This is a genomic window from Paenibacillus sp. YN15, from assembly GCF_003285005.1.
In the GTDB taxonomy this organism is placed as follows: Bacteria; Bacillota; Bacilli; order Paenibacillales; family NBRC-103111; genus Paenibacillus_AR.
Genome location: NZ_QMFA01000060.1, coordinates 1 through 19,407 on the forward strand (window position 1 = coordinate 1; position 19,407 = coordinate 19,407).

18 protein-coding genes are annotated in these 19,407 nt (G+C 49.8%); 11 read left to right on the top strand and 7 right to left on the bottom strand.

The genetic code is table 11. From position 1 onward, the window contains the following. Positions 1-134 precede the first annotated feature (134 nt). From DQG13_RS28520 to DQG13_RS28535, 4 genes are all read left to right on the top strand, one after another. The gene (locus DQG13_RS28520) at positions 135-1,205 is read left to right on the top strand and encodes a hypothetical protein (protein WP_113023594.1); all 1,071 of its coding nucleotides are present in this window, start codon (positions 135-137) and stop codon (positions 1,203-1,205) included. A gap of 482 nt (positions 1,206-1,687) precedes the next feature. After that, entirely contained in the window at positions 1,688-2,386 is a 699-nt protein-coding gene (locus DQG13_RS28525) for an ABC transporter ATP-binding protein (protein ID WP_113023595.1), read from the top strand. After that, positions 2,380-6,441, top strand: a complete 4,062-nt coding sequence (locus DQG13_RS28530) for an FtsX-like permease family protein (RefSeq protein WP_113023596.1) — start codon at positions 2,380-2,382, stop codon at positions 6,439-6,441. The genes DQG13_RS28525 and DQG13_RS28530 overlap by 7 nt, the downstream gene beginning before the upstream one ends. Positions 6,442-6,975: 534 nt before the next feature. Next, positions 6,976-8,004: a PstS family phosphate ABC transporter substrate-binding protein gene (locus DQG13_RS28535; RefSeq protein ID WP_113023597.1), complete on the top strand. Its 1,029-nt coding sequence runs from the start codon at positions 6,976-6,978 to the stop codon at positions 8,002-8,004. A gap of 112 nt (positions 8,005-8,116) precedes the next feature. Here DQG13_RS28535 and DQG13_RS28540 read toward each other — a convergent pair whose 3' ends face one another. After that, entirely contained in the window at positions 8,117-9,067 is a 951-nt protein-coding gene (locus DQG13_RS28540; RefSeq protein WP_258525915.1) for a MerR family transcriptional regulator, read from the bottom strand. A 708-nt stretch (positions 9,068-9,775) separates the two neighbouring features. Between DQG13_RS28540 and DQG13_RS28545 the strand changes: the two genes are divergently transcribed. Genes DQG13_RS28545 through DQG13_RS28555 form a run of 3 tightly spaced genes read left to right on the top strand, consistent with a single transcriptional unit; the run spans position 9,776 to position 12,573 of the window. Continuing rightward, a complete protein-coding gene (locus DQG13_RS28545) occupies positions 9,776-9,991 on the top strand; it encodes a heavy-metal-associated domain-containing protein (protein WP_113023599.1) in 216 nt (71 codons plus the stop codon). 19 nt (positions 9,992-10,010) lie between these two features. Continuing rightward, positions 10,011-11,873, top strand: a complete 1,863-nt coding sequence (locus tag DQG13_RS28550) for a heavy metal translocating P-type ATPase (protein ID WP_113023600.1) — start codon at positions 10,011-10,013, stop codon at positions 11,871-11,873. Between the two features lie 13 nt (positions 11,874-11,886). Beyond that, complete coding sequence (locus DQG13_RS28555) at positions 11,887-12,573, top strand: Crp/Fnr family transcriptional regulator (RefSeq protein WP_113023601.1); 687 nt, start codon at positions 11,887-11,889, stop codon at positions 12,571-12,573. Positions 12,574-12,590: 17 nt separating this feature from the next. On the opposite strand, the gene DQG13_RS28560 is transcribed toward DQG13_RS28555, so the two are convergent. The 6 genes from DQG13_RS28560 to DQG13_RS28585 are packed head-to-tail and all read right to left on the bottom strand — an operon-like array spanning position 12,591 to position 16,572. Beyond that, complete coding sequence (locus tag DQG13_RS28560; protein WP_113023602.1) at positions 12,591-13,289, bottom strand: ABC transporter ATP-binding protein; 699 nt, start codon at positions 13,287-13,289, stop codon at positions 12,591-12,593. A gap of 11 nt (positions 13,290-13,300) precedes the next feature. Beyond that, positions 13,301-14,062 carry an ABC transporter permease gene (locus DQG13_RS28565; protein ID WP_113023603.1) on the bottom strand — a complete coding sequence of 254 codons (762 nt, stop codon included), beginning with the start codon at positions 14,060-14,062 and terminating at the stop codon, positions 13,301-13,303. After that, positions 14,037-15,056: an ABC transporter substrate-binding protein gene (locus DQG13_RS28570; RefSeq protein WP_258525917.1), complete on the bottom strand. Its 1,020-nt coding sequence runs from the start codon at positions 15,054-15,056 to the stop codon at positions 14,037-14,039. Before DQG13_RS28570 ends, DQG13_RS28565 begins: the two co-directional genes overlap by 26 nt. Positions 15,057-15,095: 39 nt before the next feature. After that, positions 15,096-15,854 (bottom strand): class I SAM-dependent methyltransferase, encoded by a 759-nt coding sequence (locus DQG13_RS28575; protein WP_113023614.1) that lies wholly within the window; start codon positions 15,852-15,854, stop codon positions 15,096-15,098. Between the two features lie 13 nt (positions 15,855-15,867). After that, positions 15,868-16,215: a cupin domain-containing protein gene (locus DQG13_RS28580; protein WP_113023604.1), complete on the bottom strand. Its 348-nt coding sequence runs from the start codon at positions 16,213-16,215 to the stop codon at positions 15,868-15,870. 18 nt (positions 16,216-16,233) lie between these two features. After that, a complete protein-coding gene (locus DQG13_RS28585) occupies positions 16,234-16,572 on the bottom strand; it encodes a cupin domain-containing protein (RefSeq protein WP_113023615.1) in 339 nt (112 codons plus the stop codon). A gap of 139 nt (positions 16,573-16,711) precedes the next feature. Here DQG13_RS28585 and DQG13_RS28590 point away from each other — a divergent pair, with 139 nt between their 5' ends. The 4 genes from DQG13_RS28590 (at position 16,712) to DQG13_RS28605 (ending at position 19,349) form a co-directional block, all read left to right on the top strand. Further along, positions 16,712-17,404 (top strand): Crp/Fnr family transcriptional regulator, encoded by a 693-nt coding sequence (locus DQG13_RS28590; protein WP_113023605.1) that lies wholly within the window; start codon positions 16,712-16,714, stop codon positions 17,402-17,404. A gap of 408 nt (positions 17,405-17,812) precedes the next feature. Then, a complete protein-coding gene (locus DQG13_RS28595; protein WP_113023606.1) occupies positions 17,813-18,154 on the top strand; it encodes a PadR family transcriptional regulator in 342 nt (113 codons plus the stop codon). Continuing rightward, positions 18,126-18,701 (top strand): hypothetical protein, encoded by a 576-nt coding sequence (locus tag DQG13_RS28600; protein WP_113023607.1) that lies wholly within the window; start codon positions 18,126-18,128, stop codon positions 18,699-18,701. Before DQG13_RS28595 ends, DQG13_RS28600 begins: the two co-directional genes overlap by 29 nt. 81 nt (positions 18,702-18,782) lie before the next feature. Further along, positions 18,783-19,349: a DUF4256 domain-containing protein gene (locus tag DQG13_RS28605; RefSeq protein ID WP_113023608.1), complete on the top strand. Its 567-nt coding sequence runs from the start codon at positions 18,783-18,785 to the stop codon at positions 19,347-19,349. The last annotated feature ends 58 nt before the right edge of the window (positions 19,350-19,407 follow it).

Consider the following 19,407-nt stretch of genomic DNA (forward strand, 5'->3'; position numbering starts at 1 on the left):
GGCAAAAAATCCGTTCTGTGTCAACTCCAAAACTGGATCACAAGTCTGCCCCTATACATGAAGGGTTTGTTTGGTGATTTGAGCTGCGAAAGTTGAGTATATAATAAAAGAGTGTTAATTAAGGGGTGATGAACATGCTATTATTTAATACTAATCATTTAAAGGTTTATAACTATATTATTCATCATTTTTTAGAAATGGAGATTTTCAACGGAAATGAATACATAAATATTGGGGATAAACTTGAAGAAATGTTACCTAAATATTTGTTCAGAGAACAATATCATAGATGCATAAAAATCTTTGAGGAATTATTTAAATGGACAGAAGATGAGTTTTACCACAGCATGAGTGCTTTTCATGAGTTAGCTTTATATAATTTTATTGATTATTTGGCAAATATAAGAGAGGATATGGAGGAATTTGACAACATATATTTTAATGACACCTGTCATTCACTAATCGGGGAAGCCAGTCAATCAGACTTTAACGAATATAATGATATATCATTCGAAGAGTATAAGGATAATTACTATAATATTTTTTGTTATTCTGATTTTTTATTCGAAGATACTGATTTTTTATTAATTCCTAAATTATATAATAGTCGTAAACTTGATAATACTAATTTAGAAGAGCATCTAGGCATTAATATTGACTTTTATTATGACATTTTACCACTAGACGTTCAGAATGAATATAAATCCGGCCATATTACACTTACAGGTGAAGTCTCTGGAATGCTTAATTATATTGAACATAGATTAAGCTTTGGAAATCTATATAAATTATTTTGGGAAAATAATACTCCCGTTTTAGAAGAACGTATACAATTAATTTTAGAAAATATTATGGATGCGTATTTTTATAATCAAGAAATTGATATTACTAGAGAAGCCTTATTAGGAAATGGTAAAGTAGATTTTAAACTCTATAGAAGTAAAAAAGAAGATGAAAAAGTATTAATTGAAATTAAAAGAGCAAGCAGTTCATATTTAAAAAAAGGATATGAAAAACAATTGACAGATTATATGTTATCTACCAATTATAAAAATGCATTTTATTTGATTGCATGTTTTACTGACAGTGAGATTAAAAAAACCGAACAATTTATTAGAAATCATGTCTACACCGATACAATACAACTTTATATAAATATAACTATATTAGATTTACGTAAGCGTAAAACTGCTTCTGTTTCATAAGTTTTCAGGAAATAATTCAGAAGATTGTTATGATGTTAAAGGAAATAAAGTATTTTTTTTGGAATTAAAATTATAAATCTTCTACACTTAATTAACTTTTTTAGCAAAAAATTTTTGCATTGCATTCTAATCTCTATTTTGTGCAGGTAATCCCGAACATTGTTCCTGATTTTGTTACCCATATTAAATTTTGGGTTTTTATGGTAGGATAGCTATAAAGGGGTGGTAGTGATGAGAAGCGCTAAAGAAACTGGCAATTTTCCATATTGTATGAGTACAGTTTGTTATTTTGAAGTGGATAAGAATGGTAATGTGTCGCAAGTTTATCATAAAAATAAGTCGGATAGGCCGGAGGTTCTGGAAGCTTATCATAGGGCTGTTTGCAAAGGAATTTAATTTATTTGATTGATTAGATAGATTTAAAAAAACTAGAGGATCTTTTATTGGAAGGACAGATATAGCTTGACGAAAGGATGCTGCCCATGAACACCATTCAACTGCTGGGAGTGGAAAAATCCATCGTCGGCGACGGAATGAACACCACCTTGTTAAGCCCCGTAAGTGTGGCCTTCCATAAAGGTCAGTTCACCGTCATCGTTGGAGCATCCGGCTCCGGGAAATCCACGCTGCTTAGTTTGATCGGAACCCTGGACCGTCCGTCAGCCGGGCAGATTCTCTATGACGATGTGGACCCTGCGCAGCTCAAAAGCAAAATACTGGCCGATTTCCGCTTCGACAACATCGGCTTTGTTTTTCAAAGCTTTCAGCTTCTCCCGACCTTGACCGCTCTGGAGAATGTGATGGCGCCGCTGTTTCCGCGCAAGGTTCCCTATAACAAACCGAATAGGGCGCTCGAGCTGCTGGAGCAGGTTGGCCTTGCAGACAAAAGCAAGCTGCTCCCTTCCCAGCTGTCCGGGGGAGAGCAGCAGCGGGTGGCGATTGCGCGTGCGTTGGTCAATAAGCCGGCTTGGCTGTTGGCGGATGAGCCGACAGGGAATCTGGACTCGAAAAATGGTGAAGCGATTTATAGTCTGATGCAAACGGTGCAGCGTGAAAATGGATGCGGTGTGCTCATGGTGACGCATGATCTTCAACTGGCATCGCGGGGAGACCGGATCATAGAGCTGAAAGACGGGGCGATGATCAGAGACACTGCTGCTGCAGGTGAAGTTCGATGCTGACCTTCATTTGGCGGGAGTGGTGGCGACATAAGGAACGTTTTCTGATTTTACTTCTGGGGATCAGCATTATCAGCTCAGGCCTTGTCCTGCTGTACCATCTGTCGGAGTCGAACAAAGGGACTGTCATGAATTCGGTCCAGCAGAAGTGGAAGGTCTCCTATGACATTCTGGTGCGTCCTCCCGGCTCTCAGCTTACGGACCCTCAGAATAAGCTGATCGAGCCCAATATCCAAACCGGCATTTCCGGCGGAATTACCTTGGAGCAGTGGGAGCAGATCAAGCGTATTCCCGGGGTGGATATCGCCGCGCCGCTTTCAATGCTGGGGTATGTGAATATGGCTCTCTTATTTCCGGAAAAAGCAGCCATCGATGAACCGGGAATTTATCGGGAGACGGTGACGATCACTGCTGATAACGGGGTACAGGAGCAAACTGCAGCATCGTTTAGCAGATATTTTGTACTTGGTCCTTGGTATCTGGAAAATAGCGGCGGGGGCACAACCTCATACGGTATTTCGCCGTATTTCGATGAAAATTTGACAATGGATGATCTTTTTTTAATGGCGGGTGTCGATCCAACGGAAGAGGCGAGATTGGTTGGATTGGATCAGAGCGTGTTAGAGGCTTCCGACTCCCGGTATTACATGGAATCAGATGCCAGCCGGATAGAAAAGCAACCAACTGGTGCAGAAGTTGTTGAACTGCCTGTTCTGATGAGCACACAAAATTTTACGGATAAAACCTATCAATTTCATTTTGAAAGATTGGATCTTCCCTTCTCCGACAAAGAGCAAGCAAGCCGTTCCATGGAAGCCGTAAAAGGAAACGGCGGCGAAGCTTATCTAAAGAAGCTGTGGTCCGTGGCAGACAAAACCTATACCTTCCACACAGAGCAGATGCAAGGCATGTTTATGAAGAATCGCAGCATTGCGTTTGAGTATATGCCAGAAACCTGGCATGTCAGGCTAAAAGCAACTCCCCTTGTATTGGAGCCTGTTGCGAATGCCTACCGGGATCAGTGGCCATATTCCTATCAGGCACAGCGTTTTTCAACTCCCGAAACCTATCAATGGTTCACATCGGATGTTTTACGTCCATATGAAGAGTTTGAACGTAAAGCCATACCAGGTACTTCTATGAACGGTTACTTCTTCAACCCTGAGCTCATTGGATTTTATGATCCGTTGAAGCTGAAGATGGCCATGGACCCGCTCTCGGAGCTGCCCATGGATACATACCGCCCCCCGTCGGCTAAATTGATCTTCGATGATGCCATGCGTCCGCTGAATCCGCCTGCTACTCTCAAGCCCGTTAACAATCCGCTGGGGCTGTTGACCAGCCCGCCCACCATGTTGACCACGATAGACGCGGCGGCCAATATCCTCAAGGATAAGCCGATTTCTGTCATTCGGATCAAGGCGGCAGGCATATCGGAAGTCTCGGAGGAAAGTCAGAGGAAGCTGGAGCAGATTGCTTCTCAGATTCGGGAGCAAACGGGCCTTGAAGCCGACATCGTCTTCGGTTCGTCGCCTCAGCCGGTACTCATCCATGTGCCCGCCAGCGGGTCGCAGCCAGCCCTTGGCTGGGTGGAGCAGCAATGGATTAAGCTTGGAACGAAATTCGTTATAGTGAAAGAAATGCGGATCGGCTTCTCAGGCATGCTGCTGCTGGTTAACCTGATGGCGGTACTTTACGTCGCGGCAACCAATCTGGTATCCTTCCTGGTTCGGAAGCAGTATTTCGCGCTGATGCTTTCCACAGGTTGGCAGCCAACTCATATCATCCGCTTGATCGCGTTGGAAAACATTATTATCGGCGGGTTTGTAGCATTCCTGATTTGGTCATCGCAGGGATGCCTCGTCTTTTTCGGTCAATCGGAGCTTTCTCTGACCCGGTTTACGGTGACAGGGCTGGCAGGCTTCGCTATTTATGGTTTGGGCGGAATGCCGGTATTGTTATTAGTCCGGCGAATTTCCCCGATGGAAGCCATCCGTTCCGGCGAAATGTCCGTCAAAGTCAGGAGAATTGCCAAGGTGCACGGCGTGTTCCATGTGGCCTTGAGCCACTTTGCAGGAAAGATCAAGCGAAACACGCTTTCCGTCCTGTCAATTGCGATGCCGACCACTTTGCTGATGTTCTTTCTATTCGTGACGGTGCAGCTAAAGGGAGTCTTCTATTCCAGTTGGTTCGGACAATATGCTGTGGGAGAGATCGGTTCCACGCATTATTGGGCGGTCGGCATCTGCCTGTTGATTGCGCTGTTCACTACAGCAGAGATCATTTGGCAGAACGTGTCCGAGCGGAAGCAGGAAATCGCTTTGCTTCAGGCTTTGGGCTGGCGCAGCCATGCGATTCGCAGGCTTGTGCTGATGGAAGGCTTCCTTACGGGATGTTTGGCAGGTGTTGTGGCAGAGATTGCGGGGCTTTTTATAATCACGGCGTTTTATCGGGACTTTCCTGTCCATGATTTATGGTATCTCGGCCCGATGGCAGCTGTACCGATACTGACCGGGACACTCGGCTCATGGCTGCCAGCAGAGAAAGCCGTTCGTTTATCCGTCAAGAAAGGATTAGCCGGAAGCTACTCGGCGCGCAAGAAAACCGAGAAACGAATGAAAGGGGCGCTTATTGCCATAGCCGGAACAGCAGTATTGCTGGCTGTCATTTCGGTGTTTCATATTGTTTCCGCCCGTCAGCCTGCGGCTGTGCCGGATCATACCGCGGCGCCTGTGCCGGCGGAAAGCTCGTTACGGTTATCAAATGAGGTTGGCGTTGTAACCGGCTTTGCTCCCCAATTCGTACCGGAAGGCAGCCGTGCGGCATATGATTTGTCGTTGCAGATGACCGGGAAGGGCGCATTTACAGTCTCGGCCATCGTAACGGCTACCAACGTATCCACTGACGAATGGGACAAAATGGTACTTTATATGATCCCAAACGTATTTACCGAACCTGAAAACAAACAAACCTATCAGGAGTCCGCAGAGTTCAATATGGAAGAGCTTCGTTTGAATGGGAAACCAGCAAACTTCCATTTGGAAGGGGATACTCTAACCTTGCCACTGCCACAAAAGCTTGCTCCAAACGCTCAAGCTGTGATCGAGATAAGGTATCGCTTCAAGGTGCCTGAGGACGGAATCCGCTTTACCCAAGTTGGCGGCACTTCCATTCTGGCTCAATGGTATCCGATGCTGGCTACCTACAATAAGGGTTGGAAGAAGGAGCCTTACACTCCGGTTAGCGAGTCGTATCATACGGATTTCAGCGACTTCACATTGCATTATGACCTTCCGGAGGGAATGGCGCTGATCACATCATCCGATCAAGATCCTGGCGAAACGGCTGGTAAGGGGCAGCTTCGCGGGGAACACCTAAAAGAATTGCTTGTTGCCGTTACGGATGACATGACCGCGATTTCCAAGAAACAGGATGATCTTGAAATTCGGGTATGGGGGAGGACGGCCGATCAGGACTGGATGAAGCAAGCTTTGGAGCTGGCCGCTGATGTAATGGAGGTCTTCAATACTCGCATCGGTCCCTATCCGCACAAGCAGGTGGATCTGATTCTGAATGAGGCCGGGTCCATGGAATATCCGGGAGCGATAACCGTAGACGTGTCGGGGGAGGAGGATACGTTCCCGCATGCCATCGTTCATGAGCTTGCCCATCAGTGGTTCTATGGTGCGGTCAGCAGCGATCCGTACCATGAAGGGTGGCTGGATGAGGGAATGACAGAGCTTGCCACATCTCTTTTCCTGAATGATTTTTCGTTTGCGGAGCAATATTACAGAGCCAATTTCAAGGCATCCAATTTACCCTTGCCGGAATATCAAGACAGTGGCATCCTTAGTAGTCTATACGCTCAACCCGTCATACGGTTTAAGGAATTGCTGGATACGTTTGATGACGGCCGGGAGATGGGCTTTGACTTTCTCCATGCTTACTGGACGACATACCGGAACCATCAACTGGACACCAAAGAATTCGTCCGATTTGCGAAAACGTTTTTTATGATGGAAGATGATGATTTTTTTGACTGGCTTAAGCTGGAATGAGAATAAAGAAAGGTTATCTTATTTCTATGAAGCTGTAGAATAGAGGATGAGTATAAAAAAATGGAGCATCCAGCGGCAGTTTTCACTGACTTTCTTGGACAGCCCCTTTTATTGGAGCTAGCCGGACCGACGATCCGCTATTTAGCGAAAAATGGCTGCTTTTCAATTTATCCGGACCGAGGTTCCGCTATGTGGCGAAAACGATTCGGTTTGGGTGGCTTTTCGGGGCAATAACGAATTCTGTGTCCGCGAAAGTCCCAAAACTGCACAAAGCGGCAAAATAGCGGACGTACAGTCCGTGTAATCACCAACCAAAACAATCGGCAGCTTATTCTCCTTAATGAACACACCTTGACCGCATCAAATTTGAAGATAGAGGTGTTTTAATTTGCCTGTGGCCTGCTGGATGGTGAACAAGTTTGATTTTTGTCGCAGATATTTGATAGACTTCATCGTAAGGATGTTCCTCTCTTTGAGCCACTCTTCAGTATAGGTTTATAATAGTTATTCCCATTTGGAAGGATATGTAGGTATATGAAGATATCCGTAAAAATCATGCTCGCAATCGCTCTGTTCCTTTTGGAGGGCTGCGTGAAAACCGGGGATGCCGGAGTGCCGACAGAATCTCAAACGCCGGCGGAGCAGAGCAGGCCCGTGCAGTCAATAACGCTGACGCCGTCGGAGGATGCCGCTTCCATCGGTATCACGGCCGAAAACTATCCGCGCATCGACGGCTCGACCTCTACGCTGCCGCTCGTACAGCGAATATACAAAAGGATGTTTTTGCCCTCAGTCAACAAAGGAGACGGGTGGCCGGACCTTCCGCAAAAGGCGTCCAAGACCATGAGGTCCTATGAGCTGCTCATCGCGGGAGATGTTGATTTGATTCTCGTCCCGGACCCCTCTAAAGAGGTCAAGGAGATGGCCGACAGCGCCGGAACAGAGCTTGAGTATATTCCGATCGGCGCCGAAGCGCTTGTTTTTGTCACGCACAAGGATAATCCCGTAAGCAATATCGATGCCTCTCAGGTGCAGAAGATTTATACCGACATGTCCATCACCGATTGGGCCGAGCTGGGAGGCAAAAGCGGGCGCATCGTGCCGATTTGCCGCAACGCCGATTCCGGTTCCCAGGCGCAGATGGAGAATCTGGTCCTCGGGGGTAGGCCGATAAACCCGACTGTCGAGAAAAACTACATGGAGCAGGACATGAACGGGATGCTTCAAATGGTGGAGGAATACCGGTATTTTGCGCAGGACGGCGAGGAAAGCGCATATTCACTGGGCTATACACTTTACTACTACATCCAGATTTCACAGAGCGTGATAGGGGAAATGAGGATCAAAACGCTGGCATACAACGGGGTTGCTCCGACGTCGGAAACCATTTTGTCAAAGGAGTATCCGCTCTCGATAAACTACTACGCGGTTGTGCGAAAAGATCTGCCGGAGGACCATCCGGCCCGAAAAATCGCCAGTTGGCTGAAAACAACGGACGGCCAATGGGAGGTTGCCGCTTCCGGTCTGGGCGCCCTAAAGACGTTGTACGAGCTGCCGCAATAACATTTTTGATCACCATCGTGCAACATAGCCGCGGCGCAAAAAATTGATTTGGAACAGGGGAGGGGCATATGGCGAGTCATCAGCTTTTTTGCTTTTGCGCGGATTATCTCCGCTATTCCTCCCTAATTTTTACTGGAAAAAAATACTCAACCTGCCTATACCCTAAGAGTTTGGAAGTGTCCGGGACGGTAACATGAAACATGACAGCATGTCCGGGCCGTTCATCAAACGCAAAGTTATGGTGTTGGGCGATCCATTCCTGTATGCCGTTGTAAGCCCGTATGACTTCATTCATATCAAAGTCATGCACGATAGAGGTCGCATAAAGCCCGCCTTCAAAATCAATCATTTCAAAACCCTCCGTATCTTTTTCGGATACCCACTCCTCAATTGCATAACACCAAACGGAACCGCCCTTTTCCTTATCATAGTACATAAAGTCCCTTGGGAAAAAACGGTCTTTTCTCTTCGCGTCAAGCTGTCCCCACAGCTTATTGAATCGCTCGTGGTTATCGCCTTGTTCCACGCCGGAGGTCACCATCCTGCATGCCGGTAATTCAACAAGTCTCACATCCGGCTTTTTTTCAAGCTTTTCAGTCAATTCCAGCAACCGGTTCACGTTGGACGGCTTGCCGATATAATCGACGTTTGTCAGCCGGGTTTCAATCTCCTTCGCCTTATCGTAAATCTTTTTCACGTCGGAATCGCGGCCGAAGTCGATCTGCTCGATTTGGCGGATAAACTCCAGCACAATTTCTTTCAATTCGTGTAATAACGCGACCTCATCGTCAATATTTTGTACTTTTTTACTAAGAACGTCCAACACGACACCGGAACCGGACGCGCTGAAAATACTCTGAATGTCCCTTATACTAATGTTCAGTTTGCGCAAAATAAGAATTTGCTCAAGCCTTTTCATGGCGGTTTCGTCATATAGCCTGTATGCGTACCCGTCGCTCCTTACGCTGCTTATAAGCCCCATATCCTCATAGTAACGCAGTGTGCGGGCGGTAATATCGTATTTAGCCGAGACCTCCCGGATTTTCATAAAGTTATCCATCATTCCACGATCCTTTTCTGATTATGGTTTATTTAAAATATATTATAATCGCTTCCCCAAAGGCAGAGTCAAACGGAAAAGGGGCATCTCTGAAGCAGACGTGTTCCGCAAACACGCCGATGCGTGTTCTTAGCTCGCCGACATTTCTAACTGGAGAAAGTAGTATAAATTATATATGCTCTTGCTGATGGCGGATGCCGACCGAAGGATCGCTATTCTGCGAAACGATGAATATCTGAAGTTTGCGGAAGCGGTTTTTGCCGCGCAAATTTCGCCGGAGAAAGCCGGGGACGACTAAGATGCTGTGGGGAATTCTTATCGGCTATAGTTGGAGCAGGGCAAACGAATCGATATCGATTCCCCCGGTCACGATATTCATTACGATAAACCGAAGGAATTTATCGACATTATGGTTGTTTTTTTGAAGCAGGTGCAATAACGGCAGGACCGGGAGGAGCAGGCTTGCAGTCGGTTGCAGCGTAGATATATCACGCATTTGTCCGAATAATGCTGCAAGAATGAAAAGTTGGAGGGAAAACGTAACGTTTCCGCTCCAACTTTTTTTGTGCAGGAGAACTTTACTTCAAGGTCGTCGGCATCGTCCTGGCGGCCAGCGTTTTTTAGAAAGAGTTTTTTGTTTTTGATTCAGGTCAAAGTAATCTGCGGTTTTTCTTCGTACACTGAAATCACAAACAAAAGGAGGGCAATATCATGGCAAACAAAATCTATCAAATGGAAACAGTATCCTGCCCGAGCTGCATCGTAAAAATCGAGGGTGCGCTGAAGAAAACAAAGGGAATCGCGCAGTCTGAAGTGCTGTTCAACACCTCGAGGGTCAAAGTGGAGTTCGACGAGAACACAGTTTCGTCACAGGAGATTAAAGATAAGATCAAAAAGCTGGGTTATAGAGTCCTGTCGGAAAAGTGACAGAAAGGGGAGAACCGATATGTCCAGGCTGACAAAAGCGCAAATTGTATCGAGTTCGGGGATTTTGGCGGCTTTGGCCTTTGTTCTCAAAAGACTTGTGGGATACGAGCCGGTCACCATCGTCCTGATGCTGGCGGCGACCGTCATAGCAGGCGTCCCCATCTTCAAAAAGGCTTTTGGCGCGCTGCGGTACCGGATCGTGGGTATTGACGTATTGGTGGCCATCGCCGTAACCGGAGCAGTCATCATCGGAGAATACTGGGAGGCCGCCGCCGTTACCTTCCTGTTCATGCTGGGCGATTATCTGGAATCCAGAACCATCGAAAAAACACGCTCCTCCATCCGGACGCTCATGGATTTGGCTCCGGATACAGCAAGAATCCGCAGAGCCGGCGTGGAAACGGTCCTCCCGCCCGAGGAAGTCGTACAGGGCGATTTCGTGGTGGTGAAGCCGGGCGAAAAAATAGCGGTGGACGGTACGGTTGTTGAAGGCTCCGCCTATATCAATCAGGCCGCCATTACCGGTGAGTCCATCCCTGTCAGCCGTGGCATGGAGGAAACTGTATTTTCCGGAACCATCATCGAATCCGGTTACCTGGTCATCCGGGCCGATCGTGTGGGCGGCGACACGACCTTCGCCAGGATTCTGCACATGGTGGAGGAAGCGCAGGATAAAAAAGCGAAAACGCAGAAATCCTTGGAGAAATTCTCCCGCTGGTATACCCCGGCCATCATTCTGCTCTCGGTGGTTCTGTTCTTTGTGACAAAGGATATCCGGCTGGCGCTGACGCTGCTGGTCATCTCCTGCCCTGGCGCGCTGGTCATCTCTACTCCGGTTTCCATCGTTGCGGGCATCGGCAATGGCGCCAAACACGGCGTTTTGATCAAGGGCGGTGAAATCATTGAGAAGCTGGGTACTGTTCGCGCGGCGGCTTTTGACAAGACTGGCACCTTGACCGAAGGAAGACCCGGCGTGACGCGGGTGAAGGCATGGAGGACCGGCGAAGACGAACTGCTCCGAATCGCCGCCATCGGCGAATCCTATTCAGAGCATCCTTTGGGGAAAGCTATCATTGCGGAAGCGGAAAAAAGGCTGGGTGTGGCCACAAAGCCGCCGGAAAGCGCGCAGATCATCACGGGCCGGGGGCTTGCCTTTATCTTTGAGGGACAGGAATATTACATCGGAAACCGTAAACTCTTCACGAGTGAGGGAATCGGTTTTTCGGAATACGAGGAATACCTCGAAAGTGAAGAAGAAAAAGGGCAAACCGCGGTAATCGTCGGGACAAAGGAAGGCGTATGCGGTATCATCTCCATAGCGGACAACGTCCGGGCGGATGCTGCGGCGCTGGTTTCGGACCTCCGGTCGCAGGGGCTCAGGCGGGTCGTCATGCTGACCGGGGACAACCGCCGAGCAGCCAAGGCGGTGGCGGATGCCGCGGGCCTTGACGATTATTACAGCGAGCTGCTTCCCGAGGATAAGGTAAAGACACTGGCGGAGCTTCAGGAAAAACACGGAACTGTCGCCATGGTGGGCGACGGGGTCAACGATGCGCCGGCGCTGGCCTCTGCTGATATAGGTGTCGCCATCGGCGGGGCCGGAACCGACGTGGCGATGGAAACAGCCGATGTGGTGTTGCTGAGCTCCGATATCCGCAAGCTCTCCTACGCAGTGGGATTGAGCCGGGCCACGGTCGGCAACATCAGGCAGAACATCGTGTTCGCGTTGATTGTAGTGGCGATCCTGCTCATGGGCGTACTGGTGAAAACGGTGAACATGTCGCTGGGAATGCTGGTTCATGAGGGCTCGGTTCTACTGGTGATCCTCAACGCCATGCGCCTAATGGGATACGGAAAAGCAAAGAACATGAATGCAAGGTAAGGGGGAAAGAAAGATGCAATCCTGCGACCACCGCGAACATCATGCAAGCTGTATTGAGCAAGTGCCGATCTTTGGCAGCCTAAGTCAAGAGGAAATGCTGGAAATTGCCCAGATCGCCGCGTCGCGGAGCTTCGGGAAGGGTGAAATGGTGTATCGAGCGGGAGATGAGGGCGGAACGCTCTTTGTGCTCCATATCGGCAAGGTGAAGCTTTATCGAGTCAACACAGGCGGCAAGGAGCAGGTCCTCCATGTGATTGGGCCGGGAGAGTTTATCGGGGAACTCTCCTTGTTCTCCTCCCTGCCGTTGACCGACAATGCGCAAGCGCTGGATGAAGCCGTTCTGTGCATCTTGCAGGGGAAGAGACTCAAGGAGCTGATGACGAAATACCCATCCATCGCCCTTAAGGTGATGGATGAGCTGTCCCGTCGTCTGGAAAAGGCGGAGAGCCGGATCGAAGCCATCAGCTTAAACCCGGTGGCGCAACGGGTAGCCGGGGCTCTCTTGGAGTTGTCGGAGGGGAAAAAGGAAATCCTTTTGCCTATGACCAAGGGCGATCTCGCCTCTCAACTTGGGATGAGCCAGGAAACCCTGAGCCGGAAGCTGGCCGAATTGCAGGATGAAGGGTTGATTGTGCTGAAAGGCCACAAAAAAATTGTGATAAAAAATAAATTGAAGTTGGAAAAAATCAGTTTCCCATAATGAAACCATAAGGCACTTTATAGAGCCAGCAAATCCTTCAAGATGTCGGACCTGCAATTCATGAGCTCCATATCGGTCAAGCTGCGGGTGCCTTGCGGAATAGGGATGGAGATTCGTTTGGCGATGGTGCTCTGCCGCTTGGACATGATCATAATTTCGTCGCCCAGCAGCAGAGCTTCGTCAATGTCGTGGGTGACGAACACAATGGAGCACCGGCTTCGCTTCCATAATGAAATCAGCTTATCCACTAGCTCAAACCGCAGATGGTAGTCCAGGGAATGGAAGGGCTCGTCCATAAGCAGCAGATTTCCGCCGTAATAGAAAGCGCGGGCGATGGAGCAGCGTTGGCGCATTCCTCCGGACAGCTGGTGGGGATAGTGATGCTGATACGAAGCAAGGCCAACCTCTTCGAGCAGGGCGAGAATCTCCTGCTGCACCGGATTCTTCTTGACGAACGCGATATTTTCCGAAACGGTGGACCAGGGCAGAAGACAATCCTCCTGGAAGACATAGGAGATCTTCAGCTCATTGTGAACGGTCCGTTCTCCGGAGTCCACAGGCTCCGCCTGCGACAAAATATTCAGCAATGTTGATTTGCCTGAGCCTGAGGGGCCAAGCACACAAAGGATTTTGCCCTCTTCCACGGTGAAATCGTTTTTGTCCAGAACGGTAGCTCCCGAATAGCGTTTGGTGACACCGGTTAATGAGAGAAGCATGGGAACCCTCCTTATGAATGGAAATGAGAGGGCGAGCTTGTTTTGCCGCGGAACAGAAAAGCCAGAAGCAGCTTGATCATATTCCATATCACAGCCATGAACAGCGCCAGCGCAAATACCTTCCGGGTGTCCAAATTGGTTCTGGCATCGGACAGCAGCCCTCCGATTCCATCCACCGAGGTTAAGAGCTCTGCCATAACGGCAAGCTTCCAGCCCAATCCCGCCGCCGTGATCATCCCCGATTTCAAGTAGTTGCGCAAAGAGGGGAGGATAATCCGCCGGATCACCTTTCCCCGGGGAATCTGAAATACCTTGGCCATGCGGATCAGCTTGCTGTCGATATCCACAAACCCCTCATAAAGATTGGTGTACAGCACCGGCGTTGTTGATAGCACGATAATAAAAATGGAGGGTGTGTCCGTAAGGCCGAACCAGATAATGGCGATTCCCAGCCAGGCAATGGGCGGAACGGATTGCATCATGTCCATAACAGGCTCTACATAGGGCTTCCAGCGGGGCCGGAGGCCAATGGCAAGCCCCAAGCCGCCGCCCAAAAGCAGCACACAAACCATACTGATCACCAGCTTGAGCAGTGTGCGGTAGAGAGCGTGATAGAAGGCCGGATCACCCAGATAAGCGATGACGGCATCCAGAGTTTCCAGCGGGCCGGGCAGGATGAAGGGCTTCATCTGCGAGGCAAACAGCTGCCACAGGATCACCAGCAGGCCAAGGGAGATTCCCTTTTTGCTAAGGGCGGTAATAAAACTGCTCATCCGGAAGCTTGCCCCCAATGCTGTCCTTGCTGTATTCAAACAGGGTTTCGTAATACTTGGTCAGCACCTCCCGGCTCTCCCAAGCGGCGGCGAACTCCAGCGCCATATGCGGAATCGCTTTCTCCACCACGCCGGCCTCCAGCTTCAAATATTTATTTGCCAGTTGGGCCGCTTCCTTGGGATTAGCCAGCGTCCATTGCAGCGCCTTCTGGTATTCCTGCTGGAAGCGGGCAACCATCTGGGGATTTTTAGCAATGACCGACCACTTGGTAGCTAAACCCGCATTGGGCAGGTCAGTGGAGAGTCCGGTTACCGCCTGCCATTCCTTTTTGTAATCCACAATGGAGCGCACCTGGCTGTTGTTCATTTGGATCGCCGTAATTTGCGGCTGGATGCTGACGATGGTGGAGGCTTTGCCGGACAGCAGCAGCTGTGCCCCTTCCGCCAATTGCGTGTATTGGAGGGTAACGTCTACTCCGGGGGTGAGCCCGTTGTGCTTGAGGAACGTCTGGGTAATATAGTCGACCGGAGAGGATTTCATGGGAACATACAGGGTGGTCCCTTTGAGATCCTTCCACTCCTTAACGGCAGGGTCTGCCGTGACCATACTCATAACCGACCACGTATTCACGTTCATCAGGGACAGATCCATTCCCTTGTTATACATCACCACGGCATTGTTGAGGGGCAAGGCCAGGAAGCTTACATTTGAATCCGCAGCCAATGCGCCCAGATTGTCGACGCTTTCCCAGATCTTGAAGTCGATGGTGACAGCCTCTCCCATGGCCTTGGACTCGATCATCCGCAAAATGGGCAAGGACGGAGGAGAAGGCGGACCGCCAACGGTAAGGGCAACAGGCTGCTCTGGGGCTGCGGCGGAAGGGGCGGCAGCTGTATTCTGGGGGGCGGTGGTTTGTTGCGATCCGCAGGCTGCAAGCATTGACAGGCTGAGCAGGAGACTGATGGATAAGAGCAGTGAAGCTTTATGTTTCATGGCAAAAATTCCTTTCGTGGACGTTATAGTTATGGTCGTCTATACGCTTTTGCGGCTGCATACGGCAATATACTTCAGGCCATTACCGGATGTATTAAAGAAGGAATACATGCGCTTGAATTGCTGCCGGTTCTCAGGCTTAAGGCCGTTCTTAATAATGCGGTAGGCTCCCCAAAATCCTTCATCACGAATGAGCCCCAAGGGCTTCATAAGAGACATGGCGCCCGAGGCATGGGTTACCTTGTTAAAGCCCGCCCCATAAAACAACTGCTCCCACTGGTTCGTCGGCAAAGGCTCAACCCGGACATGGATGGTTTGATGCAGCTCGGACAGCGCTTCGCCCGCATGCTCCTTTGTCAAGGTAATATCATGGGTCAGCAGCAAGCCTCCCGGCTTCAGCACCCGGAAATACTCGGCAACGGCTTTTAGCTTGGCTGTCCCGTTCAGCATGGTCAGCATGGCTTCGTTGATAATGACATCGAAGCTTTCATCCTCAAAAGGCAGGTTCAAGGCATTGCCCTGTTGAACCTGAATGAATCCCTCCAGATTGGCCTCACGGATGTTTGCTCTGGCTTTTTCCAATGCTCTGGTATCCATGTCGATTCCCGTTATGCGGCATTGGTATTGCCGGGCAAGCTGGATGGAGGTTGTGCACATATTGCAGGCGACCTCCAGCACACGGCTGTTCTTGTCCAGCTTCGCTTGCCGGATCAGCCAGTTGGTGGCGGCAACTCCGCCCGGGCGGAGCTTTTTTTTGCCCAGCTTGGCGAGAAAGTTATGGCCGACTTCTTTTTTCACGGGAAACTCCTCCTTATTCATTGGGCTTAACCACCGTAAGCAGCATCTGGAAAGCCTCTGACGCATATAGGGCATGGGGCACATTGGCGGGCATAATAATGGTTTCACCGGCATGTACCGCATATTTGTCGCTGCCGATGGTGATCTCGGTTTGTCCCGAAAGCACTTGAACCATGGCGTCGCCCGGCGACGAATGTCCGCCAATGGATGTGCCTTTGTCCAGAGACAAAAGCGTGACCGCCAGATTGGGCCGTTGAACCAGGGTCAGGCTGGATACCTGCCGGTTTTCTACGGAAATGAACTGCTTCAAATCCATCACCGTGGATACGGGCAGTTTTTTAATGTAAGTGCCTTGTGTCATCGCATGTACCTCCTGAATTTAAAAGCGGATTTTTAGAAATTTGCAGCCGCACTCCGCCGCGAATTCATGCCATGTATCAGCCGGAACGAAAATCGAGTTCCCTTCAGCCAGACAGCAGGATTGTCTGGCCACCGTCATCTGAAGCTTTCCTTCCAGGACATGAATGAACTGGTGCCGCGGCAAGGTTTCCGAGCTGATGGTTTCCTGCCGGTCCATGGCAAACAGCTCCCATTCTTGCTCTGCTGCCGCAACGGAAGGAGCGACGGGAGGAAAAAGCCTCCTGCTTGCAATGCGGCCGGGGTTCAGCTGAATCAGAGCTTTCAAGTCAAACACGGTGCCTGCAGTAATTTCGTTCATGCTTTCCTCCTGTTCGTTATTGATTGATTCCTTGCATTTGGTATAATGGAAATGCAAGTGAGAACGGTTCTCATTTAGGTGAATTGTAGCAGAGTATGCGGGATAACTCTGTTGCCATGGCAACAGGAGGTGAATAAATGTGCAAGATTATTTCAGCACGATAAGCGGTACAACCTTATTCAAAGGCTTCGAGGAAAATGAAGTGCAGCTGGCTTTGAACTGTTTGCAGGGGATGATCCGGGAGTTTGCCAAGAAGGAGATTATTTTCCGGGCGGAGGAGGTTCTGGACGAAGCCGGAATCATTTTGCAGGGGCAAGTGCTGCTGTGCAAAGAGAATATTTCCGGGATGAGGTCGATTTTTTCGGAGCTGGGTCAAGGGGAAATTATGGGGGAAACAGCCCTTGGTCTTGCCCGGGAGCATAGCGGCTACGAGGCAGTGGCGGGCGCCGATTGCAAAATATTGTTTATTAAGATAAATAAGATTGTGCGTCCCGGAAGAGCTACCTGCCATTTGCGGGGGCGGATTATTGAGAACATGCTGGCGTTATTGCTGGAGAACAACCGCTCCATCTACCAGAAACTGAATCTGGTCTCCCATAAGTCGCTTCGTGACCGAATCCTGCACTATCTCAGCCTGCAAGCCAAACGAAATAATGCTGCCGAGTTTGAAATCCCCTTTTCCCGCAGCGATCTTGCCGATTATCTGACCGTTGACCGCAGCGCCTTGTCCCGGGAGCTGCAGCGGATGGCGAAGGATGGACTGATCCGTTTCTCGAAAAACCGGTTTGAGCTGCTTGATGCGGAGAACCAGCTGAGGATCAGCGATTTCTAAGTATGGGATGACGGCGTAGGAGGGGCGAGTGCCCGCAGGCCGGGACGGGCTTCTGGGAGGGCTCCATCCACCGGAACTCAGGCGGTTTGTCGCTTGAGTTTTTTTGCGAAAATGCTGTATACGGCGCCCTGTCCACCCCGTTGACTTTCCCACTACTCAATGTTATTGTATAGCAGTACCCAACATAATTGATAACCGACGACGTAGAATACTAAGACGTGTCTTAGAACTCCGAGGGTAGCAGATTTTGCCGAATTTTCGTTCCATGCAAGGCACTTTTGTGAAGGCGTACCGGGGGTACGTCAAGCAACAGTAACGAAGCAGGGGGCGAAAAGGTGGTGAAAGATGCCCGTGAGCGGGTTTTAAGACAGGTCCAAAGTAGGTGATATTCTGGAAAACTTAAGTGAAATGCTCAAAGGCGTCTTGGACGGCATTGTGCTGGAGATTATTAGCCGCGGCGAGATTTACGGATATGAGATTACCCGGAGATTGCATGCTATGGGTTTTGAAGGGCTTGCGGAAGCGACGGTGTATGCCTTGCTGCTGCGGCTTGAAAAAAACAAGCTGGTCCACATCACCAAAAAACCTTCGGAAATGGGTCCTCCCCGGAAGTTTTACACCCTTAACGAGCGGGGAATCGAAGAGCTGGCGGCAATTTGGGCAAGGTGGGATTTTTTGGGCGGGCGCATTCATTCACTAAGAAAAAATGGAGGTTTTGACCATGAGCTTGAGCCGGGAGATCAGGGATAAAATGAACCAATTTGCGAAAGAACAGTCCCAGCATTATTTGGGAGAGGCCGAGATGACCTATATGGAAAAGCTGCGGCAGAAAACCGGCCAGACCAAAGGCAAGGTAATGGCCAAGCTTGCCAAGTTCAAGAGCCGTTCAGAAACGGCAATTGACGCCCAGAACGATATGATTCTCTACATGAGCGATTACATGAATGATCTGATGGCGGAAGGGGCTTCCGAGCAGGAGGCGTTTGAACTTGCGAAAAAGGAGCTGAGGTTCCGCAGCGAAACTTCAAAATCGGCCGATTTGCAGGAGCGGTTCGCAGATTATTATGAAAACCGCAATCCTGCCGATTATGAGGCCATCGGTTTGTTCTACGCGGGCTTTATGTTCTTCGGGGTGGCCGTCGGCGCGCTTACCGGATTTCTTGGCAGCGGCGGGCGGGCAGTGTTCCTCTCCGGAGGCTGGATCGATACGCTGATCGGCCTTGTTGTCGGCGGAGCTATCGGAATCGGCTTCGGACTCATCAGCAATGCGGCAATTGCTTTGAAGAAAAGAGCTTGATTGCTTGCTCCAAACTCCGGAAACGTATGTTTTGGCCCTGTGGTGCAGAAAATACGGGAAATTTGAAACGGAGGGTTTGTATTGGCAAATGAAAACAGGAAGTTGTCTGCCGAGCAACAGGAAGAGCTGCTTGGGGTACTCAAAACCCGGTTTGAGAAAAATATGAGCCGCCATGAGGGATTGGATTGGGCGGATGTGCAGCGGAGGCTGGAAGCGGACAGCGGGAAGCTGTGGCCGCTCCATGAGATGGAAAGAACCGGCGGCGAGCCGGATGTGGTGGGCTATGATGAAGCAGCGGGAGAGTATATCTTCTATGACTGCTCGGCGGAAAGCCCCAGCGGCCGCAGGAGCCTGTGTTATGACGACGAAGCCCTGAACGCCCGGAAGCAAAACAAACCGGCCAACAGCGCACTTGGATTGGCCGCCGAGATGGGCATTGAGCTCCTGACGGAGGAGCAGTACCGGGAGCTGCAGAGGCTGGGCAAGTTCGATGCGAAAACCTCCAGCTGGGTGGAAACGCCTCCGGCTATCCGAAAGCATGGCGGCGCCATCTTCGGGGATTTCCGGTATGGGCATGTTTTTATCTATCATAACGGCGCTGACTCCTATTATGGCGCCAGAGGGTTCCGCGGCTCACTGCGGATTTAAGGAGGGCATCGCACCAAAACGGCAGAAATGCCGTTTTTTTGTCTAGCAAGAAACCCGG